Consider the following 21,113-nt stretch of genomic DNA (forward strand, 5'->3'; position numbering starts at 1 on the left):
TGCCGGCTACGCCGTGACGGTCAGGAAGAGCGGTTGGCGCCCGCCGGGGTGTTCACGCCGACGGGTGTGGAGGCCGTGGGACGGTCGGCCTGGCAGCGCTGCTTCTCCGATGCGGTCATCGGGCCGGTGCGCTGGTAGACGCGGTCGGACAGTTCGGTGGCCGGGTAGTCCACGACGGTGTACAGGCGCCACTCGGTGTTCGGGTCGGCGGGAGCGGGATCGGCCGCGAACCAGCCCTCGGTGCGCCGGCGGCCGGCCTGGGTCTCGATCCAGGAGGCTTCGGAAGGCTGGAGAGCCTCGTTCACCGTGTGGGTGCTCGTGGTGGTCCACGTGGGTTGGTCGCGGTTCCGGCGGTGAACTGCTGGGCCATGGCGCTGGGCGTGCCGGTGGTGCCGGGCAGGCCGGCGCCTGCGGGCAGGTCCCCGTAGGAGCGCCCGGCGAAGGTGACCGGGCGCGTGCGGGTCAGCGCGTTGCGGGTGCAGTTGATATAGGTGTCCCCGTTGATCTGGGCCGGCTCGTAGTAGGCATACGAATACTCTTTCTCCGGCGTGAAGACACACCTGCCCGGAGCGCCGTTGCAGTAGTTCACCGCCTCGGTCACCGGCCTGGCGTCGTTGCCGTAGAAGGCCTGGGAGGGTGGCAGGGCGGTCTTGGGAATGGTCTTGTCGACCGGTGGCGGGACCTGGACCGCCCGTACGCCGGCGATCATCGGGCCGCAGTTGCCGTTGGCGTTGGCGGGAGCCGGCACCTTCGAGGTGAAGGTGAGCAGTGGTTCGTGCTCGGAGGCGGTGAAGGTGTAGGTCTGCCCGGTGCGCCACACCCCCTTGCCGAGGGTGTTGAGCTTCTTGTCCGGGTCGGGGGCGGTGGTCCGCTCGCTGACCTCGCCCCCGGCGCCCTCGACCGTGTACGACTGGCCCTGGGCGACCGAGGCCGGTGTGCAGGCGGCGGCGATTCCGGGGCTGTCGTCGAAGGTGACGGTTACCTGGGCGCCCGCGCGTACCCCACGCAGCCGCTGCTTGAAGCCGTAAGCGGCGGCAGGGAAGCGCAGCATGACGGCCGTCTTGCCGTCCGGATGACCCGAGTCCGCGCCCGCGTAACGCCCGACCCCTGCGGCGGTGCCGGATCCGGCGGTCGAACCGACCGACCAGCCCTGCACCGGGCCCCAGTTCACGCTGCCCGCGGGAATGGCGGGGAGGGCGAAGTCGCCGTTGACGACCGCGACCGGCCGGCTGCCCGCGCTGCCCGAACTACCCGGTGCGTCGGCGTACGCGGGCTGGACGGCCGCGGGCATGCCGAGGCAGAGGGCCGCGGCGAGGCCGGCGGCCGGGACCATGCCGATCCCGGCACGGGTCTGCACGATGTTCACGATGATCTCCATCACAAGAGGCTGGCGGGACGGTCAGGACGGCCGGAACGGAAGCATGGTCCGCTCCCTGAGCCGGGCGCCCGGCGGCAGCGCGGAGACGGGTGTCAGCGCGTCGACGCGGCGGGCGTTGACGTTGTCGTCCGCGGCGGTCTTGGCGTGCGGGTGCACCTGCTCGCAGGTGTTTCCGCCCACGACGAAGGTCTCGGCGACGAAGGTGCTGGTGTTGACCGTCGAGGGACCGGTGACCACGACGTTGCGCACCGACAGGCCGTTCGGCGCCGTGATCGTCCCGGCGACGCGCTGCATGGCGGCGCTGGCGCCGAACACCAGGGCGTCGCCCGGGCGGACCTTGGTGGTGTAGGTCGTGGACTCGGTTTGCTCGCTGGTCCACGTGTGCTGGTAGGCGAGCTTGAACGCGCCCTCGAAGGCGCCCTTGAGCCCCAGGGAGCCGCCCACCTTGCCGCTGCCGTTCGCGCCGGCCTTGGCGCCGAAGGTCGCGCTGGGGCCCTGCTGCTTGTTCGGAGTGTCGAAGCTGCCGCTGCCTTCGGCGTTCACCGCGGCGGAGACCTCGCCGGAGGCGTTGAGCTGCCCCTCCACCGCGATCTTTCCGGTGATCTCGCCGCCGAGGTTGTCGGTGCTGCCGGTGCGCAGCGTGATCTGACGCGTCACGGTGATCTCGTCGTCGGTGCAGTTGACGGCGGCGTTGCCCAGCGACTTGACGGCGCTGTAGAAGTCCCCGGAGCCGGCCTTGTCGACGGCGAACCGGCATGCCCCGGGGTGCGCCGCGCAATACCCGGTCACGGGGCGCACGGACGGCAGCGGCGTGTCACCGTCGAACGCCTGCGCGGCCGGCAGGTCCGGCTCAGAACCGGCGAACGCCGCCATCGGAAGGAACGTGACCAGGGCGGCCGCGGACAGCACCGGCATCCGCCGGGTCAGAGTTGTCATGGCGCTCACTTGTTCATCAACTCGCACAGGCCGGTCAGCGACGGCGAGCCGTCGTTGGCTTCGAACGCGGCGGGCAGCTCCGCGGCGAACGTGTCACAGGTGGCGTTCAGCGCCGACGTGGCGTTGTCGGTCGGCGCGGGCTGAAAGGTGGTGAGTTCCCGCTGGACGTTGTCCATGCCCGCCTGCTGCTCGGTGCCGTCGCCGATGAGGTTATGCATGCACTGCTTGCCCTGGGCGGACCCGGGAGGGCACTGATCGGTCTTGTCCTTGGCGGCGGCGATGTCCTTCTTGGCCGCCTCGGCCTCCTTCTTGGCGTCCTCGCGGCCGGAGTCGACGCCCTCCCGGTCCTGTCCGGAGGCGCCGCAGGGCTTCGGCTCCCCGTTGGGGCAGGGCTCGTCGTCCTCCGGTGGATCCGGCTGCGCGATGTTCTGAGCGGCCTGGGCGGCGGTCGTCGTTCCCGCGTAGGCGGGGGCCAGGGCGCAGGCGGCGACGACCGCCGATGCCAACGTGAGCATGGCGACAGAGCCAGGTAGGCGAAGATTGCGCATGTCCTTCTTCCGGCATTTGTGGACGGATCACTCAGGCGTCGAACGGACGCACAGCTGCAGAACGTAGTCACGCGCACCCGGAAAGTAAGATCACCACGCCGAGCATCTCGGCCCTCACTCGGTAATCATCCGAAGAGGCGCGACGCCCTGAGACGGGGACGTTCAAAAGGCGACCTGCTGGTCGTCAAGACCTGCGAGGGTTCACCCCTCCAGGACCGGTCGCGCCGGGACGAGGTCTCCGAGACCAACGTCGTGACGATCCGTCACGGCGTACGAAACCCGCGGAACGTCACGCGCCTGCGGACCACGAAGCCGAGCCGCTCGTAGAGTGCGATCGCGTTGACGTTGGCCTCGGCCACGTGAAGGAACGGGCGCTCGTTCCGAGCCGTGATACGTGTGACCAGGGCGCGCACCAGACGGGAGGCATGACCTCGCCCGCGGGCTTCGGGGGCGGCGCAGACGGCGCTGATCTCGGTCCACCCAGGCGGGCGGAGCCGTTCGCCCGCCATGGCGACCAGGGCGCCGTTCTCGCGGACACCCAGATAGGTGCCGAGCTCGTGCGTCCGGGGCCAGAACGGCCCCGGCCGGGTCCGCGCGGTGAGATCGAGCATCTCGGGCACGTCGTCGACGCCCAGCTCGGCTATCCGCGAGCCGGACTCGGCGTCGGCGCGACCCGGGTGGGTGCCCGCGGGCCAGATCATCTGGAAGCCGTCGAGAGTGAAGACCGGCTCCCAGTCCGCGGGCGGGGTCGCCGGGCAGCTGAACAGGTCGGCGAATTCGCCGCGGCCGAGCAATCGCGCGAGGTCGGCCCACTCCGCCGGATCGGGGTCGGCGGACACCGTGGAGAAGGTCGCGACCTCCGGCAGGTAACCGGCCGCCCGGCCGAGCCGGCGGGCCAGGTGCGCGTGGCGGCCGCGGAGCGACTCACCGACCGGGTCGTCGAGTGCGACGGCGTCACGGTCGACCATTGTGCGGTGCCTTTCGTGTCTGCGCGCGCGAGCGTCGGTGACCAGCCGTCGACAGGGTCGTGACCGGGGGTTCTCGCAGCCGCAGTGTAGTCAGGCGGGTTCCTGTCCTCGCCCGGGAGGGGTGCCGCCCGATCGGCGCGAAGCGGCCGATCGCGCGCTCGCGGGGGCTTGAACCTCACGCCGGGGGAGGTCGTAGCGTTTCGGGCGTGATCGAGGCAGACGACGCCGGACGGCGATGGTCGATCGGCGAGCTGGCGCGGGCGACCGGGATGACGGTGCGCGCGCTGTACCACTACGACGAGATCGGGCTGCTGAGCGCGAGCGAGCGTACGCCCGCCGGGCACCGCCGATACACCGAGCGCGACCTGCGGCGGTTGTACCGCGTCCGCGCCCTGCGGGCGCTCGGCCTGTCGCTGGAGGAGATCGCGGGTGTTCTCGACGGCGCGGCGGACGACCCCGAGTCGATGCGCGAGCTGCTGACGGCGCAGTTGCGCAGGCTCGACGAGCACGCCGAGCTGATCGGGACGCTGCGTCAGCGGATCCGTGGCCTGCTCCGGCAGGCCGGCGACTCGTCCGGCCCCGATCCGGAACGGTTGATGACCACATTGGAGTTGATGTCGGTGTTCGAGACCTACTTCACCGAAGAGCAGCGCGAGCGGCTGGCCGAGCGCAGGAACGCGCTGGGCGGCGATGGCGTCGAAGCGGCCAGACGCGAGTGGGCGGGGCTGGTCGAGGAGGGCCTGCGGCTCGTGGAGACCGGCGTGCCCGCGGAGGACGAGCGCGCCCGGGACCTCGTACGCCGCTGGGACGCGCTGGCGGGCGGGTTCCACCCCGGCGGACCGGACGGCGAACGGACCAGGGCGGCGGCCCGCAGGATGTGGCGGGACAACAGCGCGGAGATCGGCCGGAGCCTGCCCTGGCCGGCCGAGCGGATGGCGGGCCTGGTGGCCTACCTGGAACAGGCCCGCCAGCCCGGCTGAGCCCGTACGCCACTGCGAACATGGGGCCGGCCGCGCCGGGTCGCGGACGTCCTTAGGACGGGGTGAATCTTTCACCCGTTCCGCCGCGTCTCCCGAGCACCGGATCCGGCGGGGAGGGGGAGCGTTGACCGGCCGGAAGGAGCGCGCCTACCGTGCGGGTCGCACGCCCCCGTCCCTGTCGTCCGCCGGAGGTCCCGTGTTCCGCACCGCCGCAGCGCGCCTCGTCCCCCTGGCCGCCGCCGCCCTCGTGGCGGCCACCGCGCTCCCCGCCTCGGCCGAGGTCATCGACCCCGCTCCCATCGGCCCTCACCAGTACTTCTACGGTTTCGTCAATGGCCAGACCGGTCACGCGACCATCAAGATGGCGTGCTTCGGGCCGGTATTCCCAGGACAGACCGGTCATCCGCTCGCCGGGCAGAGCGTGGAGGTGCGGCCGCTCGCGATCTCGTCGTCGGCGGCGAACGCCGGCTACACCGGCAGCGGCGGCACCACGATCGCGGTGGACCTGGGCGACCCGTCGACCGTCGCGAGGGCGCTCGCGCTGCGCTACTACGGGGTCAAGGCCGAGATCCCGGTCACCGCGACGCTGCCGTGCTACGGCTCCGGGAAGGTGACGTTCACGGCCGTGCCCACCAGTTGGACCGCCCGTGAGGCGACCGTCCTGGTCGACTACGTCGGCCAGCCCTGACCCGCATCGCGTCGCCGCCGTGCCGTGACTCCGGGCACCCGAGTACGGGTGCCCGGAGTCACCGGCGTGACACGCCCGCCCGTCCTACTTCGCCGGCTTGAAGGTGGAGGCGATGGTCTCGAAGAGATCCTTCTTCTTCTTCCAGTCCTTGTCCTGGGTCTTGTAGAGCAGCGCGTAGCCGTTGTGCTTGTCGGTGACGAAACCACGGTCGATCACACGTGACCGGTAGCGGCTGTCGCCGAAGGTGAACTCCCAGTCGGCCGCGGTCTTCCAGTACCCCTTGACCTCTCTGATCTCGATGAGCTTGTAGCCGGGGAAGTTCTGGCTCATCCCGGGCACATCGCGCCGCCAGACCTTCAGAGCGTCCGACTCGGGGCTCGTGGTGTGGTGGACCTCGAGATACGTGTGCGAGTCCCCGCGGAAGCGGACCTCGCCGTTGCCCCTGCCGTCGACGTGCCACCCCTTCGGCAGCGCGAGCGAGAACCCGCTCGAGTGCTTGTACTTGTGCCAGCCCTTGGGGACGCCGGCGGGCTCGGAGGTCTTGGGGCTCGGAGAGGGCTCGGGGGACGGGGACGTCGCCTCGTCCGAGGCGGACGCGGACGGCTCGGCGGAGGTCGGCGCGGCGGAGGAGGGCTTCTCGGTGGTCTTCCCCGTCGCGGCCGGGGCCGCGTCCGACCCGCCGGCGGGGTCGCCTGCCGAGTCGCCCTCGCCGGCCATCAGGCCGAGGTAGCCCGCCACACCCGCGATGACCAGCAGCGCGGGGATGAGGATCAGCGCGACCTTCAGCATGCCGTTCGACGACCGCGGCGAAACCGCGCCGGTGGACACTTCGTGCCACGCCGCCCCGCCCTGCGGGGGCACCGTCGCAGGCGCCTGCCTCAGCCCGGCGATCGGGCTCCCGGCGCCGGCGATCCCGGCCGCGCCCGAGCCGTCCTGCGTCCGGTCCGCCGTGGCGCGGGCCGCTCCGGCGCGGTCGCCCGCCCGGTCCGTACGGCTGTCGCTCCCGCCCGCAGCGCCGGTGCCGGTGGCGCCGGAGGAGGCGGACGACGCCGAACCCGCCGCGCCCTTCGATCCGGTGGTCCCTCCCGCGGTGCCCTTCGGCGTCGCACTCGCGCCGGAGGCCGCCGAGGACTGGGACGCCGAGGGCCGTGACGCCGAGGACTGGGACGCCGAGGACTGGGACGCCGAGGACTGTGGCGTCGTGGGCGGGCGCTCGCCGGAGGAGGCGCCGGAACCCGTCGTCTTCCCTGAGGCGGCCGAGCCCTCCGGCGCCTCGCGGTCCTCCGTGCCGGAGGCCGCGCCCGAGTTGACGGCGGGGGCGACCTTGACGGTGCCGTCGTCGGCGCTCGCTTCCGCCGCCGGACCGGCTTGCCTGCCGGGCTTCTCCTTCGCGGGAGCGCCGCCCGAGGGCTTCGTACGGGCGGGCGGGGCGGCCTGCGCTCCCGTCTCCGGCATGGTCGCCGGCGCCTTCCCGGCCTTCTCCTGAGCCGGGCCGTCCCCCTGCTCCGGCGCCCCTTCGTCGCGTATCACCGGGAGGGGCGAGGTGATCTCGCCGGGGCCCGCGGCCTCGCTTGCGGACCCGGCCCCACCGCGCCCGGCCGCCGCTCCCTTGCCTGGGGCGGGCGCATGGCCCGCCCCCGCCGCCTCGCCGCCCTCCGCGGGACGCTCGTCCCGCCGGGCGGAGGACGCGGGCGGGGGAGACACGGGCGGGTACGGCGCCGCGCCCCGGGACGCCTTGCCCTGCCGCGAGGCGGGCGTCTCGGGCTTCGCGGCCTCCGGCGTCGCGGGCCGTGGCGAAGCAGGCTCGGCGGCGGGCCGCGACGGCGGCGGGGACAGCTCCCGCGACGCGCGCTTGAGCAGCCGGGTCAGCTCGTCGTAGCCGGGCCGGTCGGCGGGCTCCTTGGCGAGCATCCGCAGGAGCACGGGACCCAGCGCGCCCGCGCGCCGCGGCGGGGCAGGGTCGTCGTTCAGCACGGCGTGCATGGTGGCCATCGCCATGCCCCGGTCGTGCGGGGGCTTGCCCTCCACGGCGGTGTAGAGCGTGGCGCCGAGCGACCACAGGTCCGATTCGCGCTGCGCGGCCTCGCCGCGGAGCCGTTCGGGGGCGATGAAGGCGGGGGTGCCGACGAGGCCGGTGCGGGTCATGGTGGAGTCGGCTTCGAGCCTGGCGATGCCGAAGTCGGTCAGGACCACGCGGGCGTCATCGGTGAGCAGCACGTTCTCGGGCTTGACGTCGCGGTGCAGCACGCCCTGGCGGTGGGCGGCGCGCAGCGCGTCCAGGATCTGCAGGCCGATCTCGACGGTGCGCTCGGGGGACAGCGGGCCGTCCTCCCTGATCACCTGCCCGAGCGAGCGGGACGCCACCAGCTGCATGATGATCCAGGGGCGGTCGTCCTCTTCGATCACGTCGTGGACGACCACCACGTTCGGGTGGGTGAGGCGGCCCGCGGCCCGGGCCTCGCGCATGGTCCGGCGATTGAGGTCGCTGAGCTCGTCGCCCATGGCGCTGTCGTAGCGGACCTCCTTGACCGCGACCGCGCGGTCCAGCAACTGGTCGTGGGCGCGCCAGACGACGCCCATGCCACCCCGGCCGATCGGCTCCATCAACTGGTACCGGCCTCCGACGAGCCGGCCTTCCGCACGCGACACTCGAACCCCTTCCTGGACCCATGAATCGTCCCACGGATGGCAAAGGGATCAACCGCGTCCATGACTGGCGATCCCGAAATCCGAGACAGATCGGTTCGAGTCGTGGCCCGTCGCTGCTAAGGTCCTTGTTATGGGTAGGTACAGCTCGTTTACAAGGCCGGCTCCGGGAGGGCCGGTCGCGTGACGTGAGCTAGCGACCATCCGGAGCCGGCTTGAGGCAGGGACGCCAGCGTCTCTGCCTTTTTCGTTCTCTCGGAAGTCCGATCTCAGCGAATCCCCATGGCATACGGCCGGTTCCGCGGGGCCGGCCCACGGAGGAGCCCACATGTCGAAGGCAGCCCAACTCGACCGCGACGCCGTACGGATCGGCGACCTCGTGATCGGCGACGGGCGCCCCGTTGTGGTCATCGGGGGCCAGGACGCCCGCTGGCTGCGCCTGCGCGGCGACGGCGGCCCTCCCGTCAACGGAGCGGAGACCGTGCAGGACCTGCCGGGGGACCCTTCGAGGGACGGGTCTTCAGGGGACGGGGCGGTCGCCGAGGCCAGGGCGCGCTGGGCGGGCCCGCTGCTGGTGGAACCCGCCACGATCGCCGACCTGCCCGCCGTGGCCCGGCACGCAGACGGAGTGGTGGTCGGGGCGGCCTGGGCGGCCGACCCCGATCTCGTCCGCGCCGCGGCCCGGCTCGGGCTTCCCGTCGTCCTCCAGCGGGGAAGTGTCCGGCATGGGCGCGCGGCGACGCTGGAGGAGTGGCTGGCCGCGGTGGACGACTGCGCGGCCGAGGGCAACGAGGCGGTCGTGCTCTGCGAGAGCGGGGGCCGCGGCGAACCGGAGGACGCCGCGCCCGACCTCGGGCTCATGCGCGCCGCCCGGGAGCGCACCGGCCGCCCCGTGCTCGCCGGGCTGGGCGGCGACGGCGGGCTGGCGGACGCGGCGGTGGCGGCGGGGGCGGACGGCCTGCTGGTCGGCCCGGGCGCGCCCGAGCGGGCCCTCGCGGCGGCGCACGAGGCGGCCACCGTCATGGCGGCGCTCGTACGGCCTGACGATCCCGAGACCCTCGGCGCGGCCCGGGCCGCGATCGACCGGGTGGACGCGGCCCTCGCCACGCTCCTCGAACGCCGGGCCGCGCTGGCCGGGCGGATCCAGCGGCTCAAGCCCGTCGGCGGGTTCCGCGGGCGGGACATGGAGCGCGAGCGGCGGCTCGTCGCGGCCATGGCCCGCCGTGCCCCCAGCCTCGGCGCGGGGCTGCTCGCCCCCATCATGAACGCCGTGATCGAGGCCGGGTTGCGCCTGTCCGAGGAGAGGCGGGACGGCGAGGAACGGAGATAGGATTCTGTTTCACCTGAGTCCCACTGGTTCGCGATCACGGCGTAGGCTCTGGACCGCGGTCCGGTGACGATGGGGGTCTCATGGGTGATTCGTTTGTTCATCTGCACGTCCACACCGAGTATTCGATGCTCGACGGAGCGGCGCGGCTGAAGCAGATGTTCAAACTCGTGGGCGAGCTGGAGATGCCCGCGATCGCGATCACCGACCACGGCAACATGCACGGCGCCTACGACTTCTACAAGCAGGCGACCGCCGCCGGGGTGAAGCCCATCCTGGGCATCGAGGCCTATGTCGCGCCCGAGTCGCGCATGCACAAGAAGCCGGTGCTGTGGGGCGAGCCGCACCAGAAGAGCGACGACGTCTCGGCGGGTGGCTACTACACCCACATGACCATTTGGGCGCGGAACAAGGCCGGGCTGCAGAACCTGATGAAGCTCAGCTCGCGCGCCTACACCGAGGGCTTCGTCCGCAAGTGGGCCCGGATGGACGCCGAGATCCTCGCCGAGCACGCCGAGGGCCTGATGGCCACGACCGGCTGCCCGTCCGGAGAGGTGCAGACCCGGCTGCGGCTCGGCCAGTACGACGGGGCGCTCAAGGCGGCCGCGAGATACCAGGAGATCTTCGGGAAGGACAACTACTTCCTGGAGATCATGGACCACGGTCTCGACATCGAGCGCCGGGTCCGCGACGGCCTGATCCGGATCAGCCGCGAACTGGACATCCCGCCGGTGGTCACCAACGACTCCCACTACACGTACGAGTCGGACGCGGCCGGCCACGACGCGCTCCTGTGCATCCAGACCGGCAAGCAGCTGAGCGACCCCGACCGGTTCCGGTTCGACGGCAGCGGCTACTACGTCAAGAGCGCCGACGAGATGCGGGCGGTCGACTCCTCCGACATTTGGCAGGAGGGGTGCCGCAACACCCTGCTGGTGGCCGAGAAGGTCGAGCCCGAGGGCTTCTTCCCCTACCACAACCTGATGCCGACCTACCCGATCCCCGAGGGGCTGACGGAGGAGGAGTACTTCCGGCAGCAGGTCTGGGAGGGCATGAAGCGCCGTTTCCCCGGCGGGGTGGACGAGGAGCACCGCGTCTGGGTCGAGAACGAGATCGGCGTCATCCTCCAGATGGGCTTCCCGAGCTACTTCCTCGTGGTCGCCGACTTCATCATGTGGGCGAAGAACAACGGCATCCGGGTCGGTCCTGGCCGTGGTTCGGCCGCCGGCTCGCTGGTCGCGTACTCGCTGGGCATCACCGACCTCGACCCGATCCCGCACGGCCTGATCTTCGAGCGGTTCCTCAACCCCGAGCGCGTCTCGATGCCCGACATCGACATCGACTTCGACGAGCGCCGGCGCGCCGACGTGATCCGCTACGTGACCGAGAAGTGGGGCGCCGACAAGGTCGCCATGATCGCCACGTTCGGCACCATCAAGGCGAAGGCGGCCGTGAAGGACGCCGGCCGCGTCCTCGGCTACCCGTACGCGCTGGGCGACCGCATCTCCAAGGCGTTCCCCCCGGCGGTGATGGGCAAGGACATCCCGCTGTCGGGCATCTTCGACTCCGACCACCCGCGCTACAACGAGGCGGGCGAGCTGCGCAAGCTGTACGACGAGGACGTCGACGTCAAGGCGACGATCGACCTCGGGCGCGGCCTGGAGGGCCTGATCCGGCAGACCGGCGTGCACGCCGCGGGCGTCATCATGTCGGCCGAGCCGCTGACCGACCACATCCCGATCATGCGCCGCGACTCGGACGGCGCGATCATCACGCAGTTCGACTACCCGACCTGCGAGACGCTCGGCCTGCTGAAGATGGACTTCCTGGGCCTGCGCAACCTCACGATCATCGACGACTGCCTGAAGATGATCGAGGGCAACACCGGGAACAAGATCGAGCTGCTGGAGCTCCCGCTCGACGACACCAGGACGTACGAGCTGCTGGCCAAGGGCGACACGCTCGGCATCTTCCAGCTGGACGGCGGCGGCATGCGCACGCTGCTGCGGCTGATGAAGCCCGACAACTTCGAGGACATCTCCGCGGCCCTCGCGCTTTACCGGCCCGGCCCGATGGGCGCCAACTCGCACACCAACTACGCCCTGCGCAAGAACGGCCAGCAGGAGATCATCCCGATCCATCCCGAGCTGGAGGAGCCGCTCAAGGACATCCTCAACACGACCTACGGCCTGATCGTCTATCAGGAGCAGGTCATGGCCATCGCGCAGAAGGTGGCCAACTACACGCTCGGCGGCGCCGACCTGCTCCGCCGCGCGATGGGCAAGAAGAAGAAGTCCGAGCTGGACAAGCAGTTCGAGTTCTTCGAGAAGGGCATGAAGGAGAACGGGTTCTCCGCCGCGGCCATCAAGGCCCTGTGGGACATCCTTCTCCCGTTCTCCGACTACGCCTTCAACAAGGCCCACACCGCCGGCTACGGCCTGGTGTCCTACTGGACCGCCTATCTCAAGGCCAACTACCCGGCCGAGTACATGGCGGCGCTGCTGACCAGCGTCAAGGACGACAAGGACAAGTCGGCGCTCTACCTCAACGAGTGCCGCCGCATGGGCATCAAGGTGCTCCCGCCGGACGTCAACGACTCCGACTTCGACTTCACCCCGCGCGGCACCGACATCCGGTTCGGCCTGTCGGCCATCCGCAACGTCGGTGCGAACGTCGTGGACGGGATCATCGCGGCGCGCAAGGAGAAGGGCAGGTTCACCGACTTCAAGGACTTCCTGCGCAAGGTCCCGGCGGTCGTCTGCAACAAGCGCGTCATCGAGTCGCTGATCAAGTCGGGCGCGTTCGACTCGTACGGGCACGTGCGCAAGGGCCTGCTGATGGTGCACGAGCAGGCCGTCGACGCGATCATCGACATCAAGAAGAACGAGGCGATCGGCCAGGACTCGCTGTTCGGCGCGATCGACGGCGGCGAGGACCAGACCTTCGACGTGCAGATCCCGCCGGGGGAGTGGGACAAGACCACGCTGCTGCAGTTCGAGCGGGAGATGCTCGGCCTGTACGTCTCCGACCATCCGCTGTTCGGCGTCGAGCACATCCTGTCGGCCGGCGCCGACTGCTCGATCGCCGCGCTGCAGGACGACAGCCGCCCCGACGGGCAGGTCGTCACGGTCGGCGGCATCCTGTCGGGCCTGCAGCGGAAGGTCACCAAGAAGGGCGACACCTGGGTCCTCACCATGCTGGAGGACCTGGAGGGCTCGATCGAGGTCATGATCTTCCCGTCGGCCTACCAGCTCTGCGCGACCGTGCTCGCCGAGGACGCGATCGTCTTCGTCAAGGGCAGGATCGACAAGCGGGAGGACGTCGCGAAGATCATCGCGATGGAGGTGACCGCGCCGGACCTCACAGCCGAGTCGGGCGGGCCGCTGGTGGTGAGCATGCCGATCAACCGCTGCACGCCGCCCGTCGTCGGCCGGCTCAAGGAGGTGCTCACCACCCACCCCGGGACCACGGAGGTCCACCTCCAGGTGCACAACGGGCCGCGTACGACGGTCATGCGGCTGGACGACCGGCTCCGCGTGAGCCCGTCTCCCGCCCTGATGGGCGACCTCAAGCAACTGCTCGGCCCGGCCTGCCTGGCCGGTTGACCGGCCGCCCGGACGACGACGTGACGAGGCGGGCCGTCCTGCGGCCCGCCTCGTCGATCCTCTTGCGGCGCCGTGCGGAGGAGATGGAACGGCGACCGCTCCGGCCTCGACGAGGACCCCGGAGGCTGATCCCCGCCGTTTGGCGGCTCAGCCGATGTTGCAGCCGGGGATGAGCACGTCGCCGAGGCGTCCGTCGTCGCCGCGCAGCACGGCGTGCGGGAGGTCGTCCACCCAGTCGCGGACCTGCTCGGACTCGTCGGCCGTACACGCCTCCCGGCCGGGCGGCTCCGTACGGTCGGCCCGCGACAGGGCACGCACCTCCCGGCACTCTCGCCCGGCGCCCAGATCCTCGAAGATCGACAGCGCCTCGGCCAGGCTGCGGCGGGCCTCCTCCGGCCCGGCCGCGAGGCCGAGCGCCGTCAGCGCCCGGGCCCGGTGGTAGGAGTCGCCCAGCTCTTCGAACAGCGTGACCGCGCGCCGGCCCCACGCCAGAGCGGACGGTCCGTGGCAGGCCGCGCACCTGTTCCGGTAGGCCGTGGACAGGTTCATGAAGATCAGCGCCTGCGCGTGGAGGTCGTCGAGGTCCCGCGCCGCGGCGAGGGCGGCGCACAGCTGCCAGAGGATGTACGTGGGCGTGCGGTCCGGGCGGCCGGCCAGGTAGGTGAGCGCGAGATTGACCCGCGCGTGCATGAGAGCGGTGCGGTTGCCCAGCCCGAGGCCGTCGAGACGCTGGAGCAGCGTGACGGCCTCGGTCAGCACCTTTGCCGCCTCCGGGTGGCGCCGCCTCGCGCGCAGGGCATCCCCCAGCGCGACGGCGGCCTGCGCCCTGCCGCGAAGGTCGCCCGCGAGAGCGCAGATGCGGCGGTCGCGGCGGTGGCACGCCTCCGCCTTGGCCAGGGCCCCCATCCGCAGGTACGTGAGCCCGAGGTTGTGCAGCACCGGGCTGCGGGCGCGGTCGTCGCGCGCCAGGCCGAGGGCCCTGCGCAGCTGGGCGGCGGACTCGTCGTAGCGGCGGGCGAGGCGGTAGGCGTTGCCCAGGGTCATTGCGGCGGCGAGCTCGGCGTGACGTCCAAGCCGTCCGGCCGCGTCCACGGCGGCCAGCGCCGTGGTGATCCACTCACCGGTGCGCTGCCGGAACTCGAAGTAGGGAGCGAGGTCCACCGCGAGCGCGTGCGATCGCGCCCGGTCGCCGCGTCCGGCGGCGGCGGTGACGGCCGCCACGAGCGTGCGTTCCTCGGCGTCCAGCCACGTCACGGCCTCCTCCCGGGAGGCGAACTCCTCCCGCCGGGCCTGCGACTCTCGCTGGAGCTGTGCCTCCCGCTGGAACTGTGCCTCTCGCTGGAGCTGTGCCTCTCGCTGGAGCTGTGCCTCCCGCCGGGCCTGTGCCTCCCGCCGGGCCTGTGCCTCCCTCCGGGCCTGTGCCTCCGGCAGGGACAGCCACGCTCCGGCCGCACGGGCCCGGGCGCAGAAGTGGTCGAGCAGCCGGTCGCCCGCCTCCTCGTGCCGGTCGGGCCTCGCCTGGTCGCGGGCCCGCTCCTCGGCGTACAGGCGGACGAGGTCGTGCATGCGCCACCGGCCGTACGCGCCGCCGCGCTCCACGAGATGCGCGCGGTGCAGGGCCTCCAGCAGGCGGCGGGCACCGCGCGGCTCGCGGTCCGCGACGACGGCTGCGGTCTCGACGGACAGGTCGGGGCCGGGGACGGCGGTCATCAGCCGGAACATCCGGGCCTCCTCCGCCTCCAGGTGGCGGTAGGACAGCTCGAAGGCCGCGCGCACCCCACGATCCTCGTACGACAGCTCGTCGAGCCGGGTCGCGGCCTCCTCCAGGTCCTCGGCCATCGCCCGCAGGGGACGGGCGGGATCGGCGGCAAGGAGCGCGGCCACGATCCGCACGGCCAGTGGCAGCCCTCCGCACAGACCGGCGATGTCCGCCGCCGCGGCGGGCTCCCGGGCGACCCGGGTGTCGGCGTCGCCCAGGGCCAGGACAAGCGCGCGGGCCAGGAGTTCGACGGCCGCGCCGGGCGCGAGCATGCCGAGATCGAGGAGGCGCGCCCCCACGTCCAGCGTGTGCCGGGAGGTGATCAGCGCCTTTCCCGTGCCGGGCAGCAGCGGCCTGACCTGCTCGGCCGAGGAAGCGTTGTCGAGGACCAGCAGGATCGGCCGGCCCTGCTCGGCGTACGCGTCCAGCACCGTCGCGAACAGCCGGGACCTGTCCTGGGTGCCGGAAGGGACGCGTTCGGGGGCCAGCCCCAGCGCCCGCAGCAGCTCGCCGAGCACCTCGCCCGGCCGCGCACCGCGTTGCCGCCCTTGTGTGGCCCGATCGTGGTTGGGACCCTCGTCCCGGCCGTGCTGTTCCGCGTGGCTGGGGACGTCGCAGTGGCACGGGAGGCCGGCGTAGCCCCGCAGGTCGGTGAACAGCACTCCGCCGGGAAACCAGCCGCGCTCCCGGGCGAGGTGCGCGGCCTGCAGGGCGAGCTCCGTCTTGCCGGCTCCGCCGAGACCCGTGACAAGGGCGGCGCGCGGGCGGTCCGGCTCGGTGCGCGTACTGGCACCGTTGTCCCGAGCGGGGTCGAGCAGGCCGAGCAGCATGGACAGCTCGTCGTCCCTGCCGGTGAACGCCTCCGTCCGCGGGGGCGCCCCGGAAAGCGCCGGGGTCACCTGCGGGGGAAGCCGCACGGTGACGGTGTGGCCCTGGATCACCGCGTTGAGGAAGAGCCCGCCGCTGATCGTGTTGCGGGTCGCGGCCACCCGTTCAGTCCTTCCCCGCGCGCTCGTCCGGCACGGCCGGGCGGGGACCGGAGACGACCGGACCGCTGATCGTGTGCCCCTGAATGACCGGGCCGTGGATCGTGCCGCCGCTGATCTCGTTGTGCACCGCGGCCCGCACGTCGCGGTCCACGGCGTTGTCCACGGCGTTGTCCACGGCGTTGTCCACGGCGTTGTCCACCGTGCCCGCGCCGCTCGCCGGTGCGGGTGGCTCCTGCCGGGTCAGCAGCAGCCCCCACACCCCGACGACCAGGCCCGCCATGCCCACGAAGAGCCCGACGACGCTCGCGAGTTTGTCGGCCTTGTCGAGCCCCACCATGGAGAGGTACACGGCGAGCGCCGAGCCGGCGCCGAGCGCGGCGATCCCGCCGGCCCATGTGAGAACACGTGTGAGAACACGTCCGCGCATTCCCCCATCATCGCTCCCCGCCTCCCTGCGCGGCAGGCGCAATGGCGGGCGCGGCATCATCCGCTCAGTCGTGGCGCCGTACGCGGTGGGCAGGGGGGTGGCGTCGAGCCGGTGATTCGGCTCGACGGGTTCCCCGGCCTCGCGCCGGATGCTTCGCCGCGTGCGCCGCGCCGTGGGTCGCGCCGTGGGTCGCGCCGTGCGCAGCGCCGTGGGTCGTTCGCGGGTGCGTGCTCTCGCGGCTCACCGCGCTGTGCCGGCCCCGGGGCGTGCGGGGCGGGCCCGCAGCGCTGCGTTCTGTCGTCCCGTGGTCGGCCGTCCCGTGTTTCGGCGTCCCGCGCTCCGCCGCGCCGTGTCGTGCCGCGTCACGTCGGGCTTTGGCGCGCCGGACGGCGGGCGGCGCCGCTGGGGGAGCGGCGCGGGGGCGGGCGAGACTCGCCCAGCCCGTCCTGCCGGTCGTCGCCGGCACGCCGCTGGGCCCTCGGCGAAGTGGCGCACGGGGCGAGGTGCCACGGGCCACCGAACGGGCTCCGGTGGCGACCGGCGAGTTGCGGGTGGGGTGGACCGCGGTGGAGCGACGCGGAGGGGCAGCGGGAGCAGCGGGGGCGGCGGGGGCGGCCCGGACGGCGGTGGGGGTGGTCCTGCCTCCGGCCAGGGGGGTGGTCCTGGCGCTGCCGGACGCCTGCTCGCCGCCGCTCGCCGCGCCGTCCTCGTCCTTCTCGGAGGCCGAGGCGCTGTCGCCGTCGTCGTGCTTCCCGCGCTCGGCCTCCCGCTTCTTCTTCTCCTTCTCGCGCTGCTTCTCCAGCGCCTCCTTCAGGCCGGGCGTGAAGCCGCCGCCGAACCGGGCCATGTCCGGCGGGACGAAGCCGTACGCCGGGGTGTCCCGCAGGGCCGCGTGCATCGAGTCCACCCAGATCGGGCCGGGCAGCGAGGCGCCCTGCACCGCCCCGTAGTAGCGGCCGCCGATGGTGACGCCGGTGAGCGGATAGCGGTAGGAGCCGCGGATGTCGCCCACGCTGACGGCGGCGGCGAGGCCGGGCGTGTACCCGGCGAACCAGGCCGAGGTGTAGCCGTTGTTCGTGCCCGTCTTGCCCGCTGCGGGCCGGCCGATGGACTGGCCGCGCATCGTGCCCTTGGTGAAGACTCCCGTGAGCACATGGCTCACCGCGTCGGCGACCGCGGGTTCGAGCGCGGTCACGCAGGCGGGCGGTATCTCGGTGCGGGTGCCGTCGCGCTCCACGACGGCGGTGACGGCCATCGGCCGGCAGTAGCGGCCGCGGGCGGCGAACGCCGCGTACGCCGCCGCCACGGTCGTCGGGTCCATCTCGTTGGCGCCCAGCGTGAACGTCGGCACCTCGTGGAGCGGCGCGCCGTCCGCCCGCCTGATGCCGAGCGACTTGGCCGTCTGCACGACGTCGCACAGGCCGACCTCGCGCTCCAGCCGCATGTAGAAGATGTTCACCGACTGCCAGGTGCCCATCTCCAGGCTGTACGGCCCGCCGCCGCCCTCCCCGCCCGCGTTGTGGATGACCGTGTTCGGGTCGTTGACGGCCCTGCCCGAGCAGTCGCGGTAGCCGTACGACGGGACGTACGCGCCGGGGATCGTGAAGCCGTCGCCGAACCGCATTCCCTGCTTGAGCGCGGTGGCCAGCGTGAACACCTTGAACGTGGACCCCGCCTGCAGGCCCAGCCCGCCGCCGTGCGCGGTGTCGGCCGCCAGGTTGTAGGTCGTGCTGGGCCCGAGGTCGCGGTCGTGCGGGTTGCGCCCATAGCGCTTGCTCACGGCCATCGCGCGGATGCGCCCGGTGCCCGGCTCGATCATCGTCTCCGACGCCACCTGGTTGTCGCGGGGCCTGACCCGGGCGGCGATGGCACGCTCCGCGGCCCGCTGCGCGACCGGGTCGATGGTCGTCCAGATGGTCAGCCCGCCCCGCTGGAGGCGCCGCTCCCGGTCGGCCCTGGTGTATCCGAATGCGGGGTTGGTGAGCACCTCGCGCTCCACGTACACGCAGAAGAAGGGATGGGCGCTGCCGGCGCAGCCGCCGGGCTCGGGGCGCAGGTGCAGCGCCAGCGGCTCGGCCGCGGCGGTGCGCGCCGCGTCCTTGCCGATCACCCCGAGCTCGGCCATCCGGCCCAGGACCAGGTCGCGCCGCGCGCGCAGCCGGTCACGGCGCTCGTCGCCCAGGGAGGGATCGGTGTCGTACGGCGTGCGCACGGCGCCGGCGAGCGTCGCGGCCTGCGTGAGCGAGAGGTCGGCGGCGTCGACGCCGAAGAACCGCTTGGCCGCCGCCTGGACTCCGAACGCCCCCGCGCCGAAGTAGGCGATGTTGAGGTAGCGCTCGAGGATCTGGTCCTTGGTGTATTTGCGCTCCAGCGCCAGCGCGTACCGCAGCTCGTCCAGTTTGCGGCGGAACGAGCGGACGAGGGCCTGCGCGCGCTCCTGCTCCGACTCGGCCTGGGTCAGCATGATGTTCTTGACGAGCTGCTGGCTGATGGACGAGCCGCCCTGCCGGATCCCGCCGGCCCGGGTGTTGGTGACGAAGGCACGCAGCGTGCCCTTGAGGTCCAGGCCGCCGTGCTCGTAGAAGCGGGCGTCCTCGATGGCCACGATGGCCTGGCGCATGACCGGGGCGACCGCGCTCAGCGGCACCGACTGCCGGTTCTGGTAGTAGAACTGGGCGATCTGGTGCCCGTTGCGGTCGAGCAGCCGTGTCACCTCGGGCAGCGGCTCCTCGCGCAGGGGCGCGGGCAGGTCGGTGAGGGTGGACGCGGCGCTCCTGGCCGCCAGGCCGGCCCCGCCCGCGAAGGGCATCACCAGCCCGGCGACCAGGGTGCCCCCGGCCGCGCCGCACAGGCTCAGGGCGAGGACGGCGCGCCCGAGGTTGACGTGGCCGACAAGACGAGAGGTCACGGGATATCAGTGCGACCTCTGGCGTTTCTCCAAACCCGGGGGCCGCAAAGCTTTACGTGAGCCTGTTGATCTTCAACCCGAGGGAGGTGAACTGTTCGAACGGTCTGTGGTAACCGCGTTCGATGTGGTTGACGCCCCGCAGGGTCGAGGTGCCCTCGGCCACGGCGGCGGCCAGCACCGCGGAGAACCCGGCGCGGATGTCGGGGAGCGTGACGTCGGCCCCGCGCAGGTTGGAGATTCCGCGCACGACCGCCGAGTGCTTGGCGTTGGTGTCGTGGTAGCGGCACGCCGGTCCGCCCAGGCACTGGGCGAACACCTCGATCTCGCATCCCATCTTCTGCAGCGCGGGCACGTACACGAGCCGGTTCTCGAACACCGTCTCGTGCAGCACCGACATGCCCTCGGCGCGGGTGAACAGCACCATCAGCGGCGTCTGCCAGTCGGTCATGAAGCCGGGGTGGGTGTCGGTCTGCACCGCCGCGGCGCGCAGGCCGTCCGGGGCGGAGGCGCACAGCCACTCGTCGGTTATCTCGAACCGCGCGCCCATCCTCGCCAGCGTGGTGATGGCGGTGACGAGCCGGTCCTGGTGGCAGCCGTGCACGCGCACCTCGCCGCCCGTCACCAGGCCCGCCACGAGGTAGGAGAACGCCTCGATGCGGTCGCCGGCCAGCCAGGTGGAGGCGCCGTGCAGCCGCTCGACGCCCTCGATGACGATGCGGCGGTCGGGGCTCAGCTCGATCATCGCGCCCATGCGCTGGAGGAACAGCGCCAGCTCCACCACCTCGGGCTCCATCGCCGCGCCCTTGATGACGGTCTTGCCCTCCGCCAGCACCGCCGTCATGAGGATCGTCTCGGTGGCGCCCACGCTGGGGTAGGGGAGCGTGATGCGGCTGCCGCGCAGCCGGGCCGCCTTGGCGGTGATGCCGTTGTCGCCGACCTCGATCTCCGCGCCCATCGACCGCAGCGCCTCGACGTGGAAGTTGACCGGCCGCCTGCCGATCGGGTCGCCGCCGACGAGGGGGACGAACGCCTCGCCCGCCAGGTGCAGCAGCGGGCCGAGCATCAGGATCGGGATGCGGTTGAGCCCGGTGTACTCCTCCGGCACCCGCGGCCGGATCTCGCTGCCCCGCTCGATGGTGATCTCACCCGGCGTGATCTCCACGTGGATGCCGAGGGCTTCGAGCATGGCGGCGGTGAGTCCCACCTCGCCGACCTCGGGGGCGTTGTGCAGCGTGCTCGGACCCGTGCCGAGCATCGCCGCCACCATGTGTTTCGAGACCGCGTTCTTCGATCCCCGGACCTCCACGTCCCCCCTCAAGGGGCCGGACGGGTCGATCTGCCATACCTCTTCGCTCACTCGGCCTCCTTGGCCCACACCGATGCCGTGTGTCCCCTGCACCCGGCTTCAGCAAGAGTAACGGGACCGGCCCCGATCACCACGTGGGTACTATCGGGACGGTGCGGCATCTGAGGGGCAATCTGGCGACGATCGGCCTTACCGTCCTCGTGCTCGCCCTCCTCGGGGTGGTCGCCGGATACGTGTGGTCGGCGCTCGCCCCCGCCGCGCAGTACGTGCTGATCGACGGGACGCCGCATCTGGCCGATCCCGAGACGCAGTCGCTCATCGAGGCCGACGGCTGGTTCGCCGTGGTCACCGGCGCGTTCGGCCTGGTCTGCGGGATCGCGGGGTACGTGCTGTCGCGAGGCAGGCCGGTCGAGGTCCTCCTGGGACTCGCCGCCGGCGGGCTGCTCGCCGGATACGTCGCGATGCTGATCGGCGGCACGGCCAAGGGCGGGGTCCAGGCGGCGGGACCGGGCGGCTACACCACCACGACCTCGCTGGACCTGACCGCGCACGGTGTGCTGTTCGCCTGGCCGCTCGTGGCCACCGCGGTCTTCTGGGTCATCGAGTTCGCCGTGACCTACAACGAGAGAAGCCGCTGAGCCCTGCCGC

General features: G+C 72.1%; 15 protein-coding genes. 5 read left to right on the top strand and 10 right to left on the bottom strand.

What is annotated here, in order from left to right:
• Positions 1-20: 20 nt before the first annotated feature.
• The 5 genes from QSK36_RS19060 to QSK36_RS19080 form a co-directional block, all read right to left on the bottom strand.
• Positions 21-305 (bottom strand): hypothetical protein, encoded by a 285-nt coding sequence (locus tag QSK36_RS19060; protein WP_285783351.1) that lies wholly within the window; start codon positions 303-305, stop codon positions 21-23.
• Positions 302-1,378, bottom strand: a complete 1,077-nt coding sequence (locus QSK36_RS19065; RefSeq protein ID WP_285783352.1) for a hypothetical protein — start codon at positions 1,376-1,378, stop codon at positions 302-304. Before QSK36_RS19065 ends, QSK36_RS19060 begins: the two co-directional genes overlap by 4 nt.
• 21 nt (positions 1,379-1,399) lie before the next feature.
• Positions 1,400-2,314, bottom strand: coding sequence for a hypothetical protein (locus QSK36_RS19070; protein ID WP_285783353.1), 915 nt, complete (start codon positions 2,312-2,314; stop codon positions 1,400-1,402).
• 5 nt (positions 2,315-2,319) lie between these two features.
• Positions 2,320-2,829, bottom strand: a complete 510-nt coding sequence (locus QSK36_RS19075; protein ID WP_285783354.1) for a hypothetical protein — start codon at positions 2,827-2,829, stop codon at positions 2,320-2,322.
• Positions 2,830-3,125: 296 nt separating this feature from the next.
• A complete protein-coding gene (locus tag QSK36_RS19080) occupies positions 3,126-3,830 on the bottom strand; it encodes a GNAT family N-acetyltransferase (RefSeq protein ID WP_285783355.1) in 705 nt (234 codons plus the stop codon).
• Between the two features lie 206 nt (positions 3,831-4,036).
• Between QSK36_RS19080 and QSK36_RS19085 the strand changes: the two genes are divergently transcribed.
• Positions 4,037-4,810, top strand: a complete 774-nt coding sequence (locus QSK36_RS19085; RefSeq protein ID WP_285783356.1) for a MerR family transcriptional regulator — start codon at positions 4,037-4,039, stop codon at positions 4,808-4,810.
• 124 nt (positions 4,811-4,934) lie between these two features.
• A complete protein-coding gene (locus tag QSK36_RS19090) occupies positions 4,935-5,498 on the top strand; it encodes a hypothetical protein (RefSeq protein ID WP_285783357.1) in 564 nt (187 codons plus the stop codon).
• An 84-nt stretch (positions 5,499-5,582) separates the two neighbouring features.
• On the opposite strand, the gene QSK36_RS19095 is transcribed toward QSK36_RS19090, so the two are convergent.
• Positions 5,583-8,147 carry a serine/threonine-protein kinase gene (locus tag QSK36_RS19095; RefSeq protein ID WP_285783358.1) on the bottom strand — a complete coding sequence of 855 codons (2,565 nt, stop codon included), beginning with the start codon at positions 8,145-8,147 and terminating at the stop codon, positions 5,583-5,585.
• Positions 8,148-8,472: 325 nt separating this feature from the next.
• Between QSK36_RS19095 and QSK36_RS43715 the strand changes: the two genes are divergently transcribed.
• Both QSK36_RS43715 and dnaE read left to right on the top strand, forming a co-directional pair.
• A complete protein-coding gene (locus QSK36_RS43715) occupies positions 8,473-9,474 on the top strand; it encodes a chorismate mutase (RefSeq protein WP_183539706.1) in 1,002 nt (333 codons plus the stop codon).
• An 80-nt stretch (positions 9,475-9,554) separates the two neighbouring features.
• Entirely contained in the window at positions 9,555-13,076 is a 3,522-nt protein-coding gene (gene dnaE / locus QSK36_RS19110) for a DNA polymerase III subunit alpha (protein ID WP_285783359.1), read from the top strand.
• 147 nt (positions 13,077-13,223) lie between these two features.
• Here dnaE and QSK36_RS19115 read toward each other — a convergent pair whose 3' ends face one another.
• The 4 genes from QSK36_RS19115 to murA form a co-directional block, all read right to left on the bottom strand.
• The gene (locus QSK36_RS19115) at positions 13,224-15,824 is read right to left on the bottom strand and encodes an ATP-binding protein (RefSeq protein ID WP_285783360.1); all 2,601 of its coding nucleotides are present in this window, start codon (positions 15,822-15,824) and stop codon (positions 13,224-13,226) included.
• Between the two features lie 4 nt (positions 15,825-15,828).
• On the bottom strand, positions 15,829-16,251 hold the full coding sequence (locus QSK36_RS19120; RefSeq protein WP_285783361.1) for a hypothetical protein: 423 nt from the start codon (positions 16,249-16,251) through the stop codon (positions 15,829-15,831).
• 64 nt (positions 16,252-16,315) lie between these two features.
• The gene (locus tag QSK36_RS19125; protein WP_285783362.1) at positions 16,316-19,159 is read right to left on the bottom strand and encodes a transglycosylase domain-containing protein; all 2,844 of its coding nucleotides are present in this window, start codon (positions 19,157-19,159) and stop codon (positions 16,316-16,318) included.
• A gap of 52 nt (positions 19,160-19,211) precedes the next feature.
• Positions 19,212-20,516 carry a UDP-N-acetylglucosamine 1-carboxyvinyltransferase gene (gene murA, locus QSK36_RS19130; RefSeq protein WP_139574388.1) on the bottom strand — a complete coding sequence of 435 codons (1,305 nt, stop codon included), beginning with the start codon at positions 20,514-20,516 and terminating at the stop codon, positions 19,212-19,214.
• A 101-nt stretch (positions 20,517-20,617) separates the two neighbouring features.
• Here murA and QSK36_RS19135 point away from each other — a divergent pair, with 101 nt between their 5' ends.
• Entirely contained in the window at positions 20,618-21,103 is a 486-nt protein-coding gene (locus tag QSK36_RS19135) for a hypothetical protein (protein WP_285783363.1), read from the top strand.
• The last annotated feature ends 10 nt before the right edge of the window (positions 21,104-21,113 follow it).

Source organism: Microbispora sp. NBRC 16548, from assembly GCF_030268985.1.
Lineage (GTDB): Bacteria > Actinomycetota > Actinomycetes > Streptosporangiales > Streptosporangiaceae > Microbispora > Microbispora catharanthi.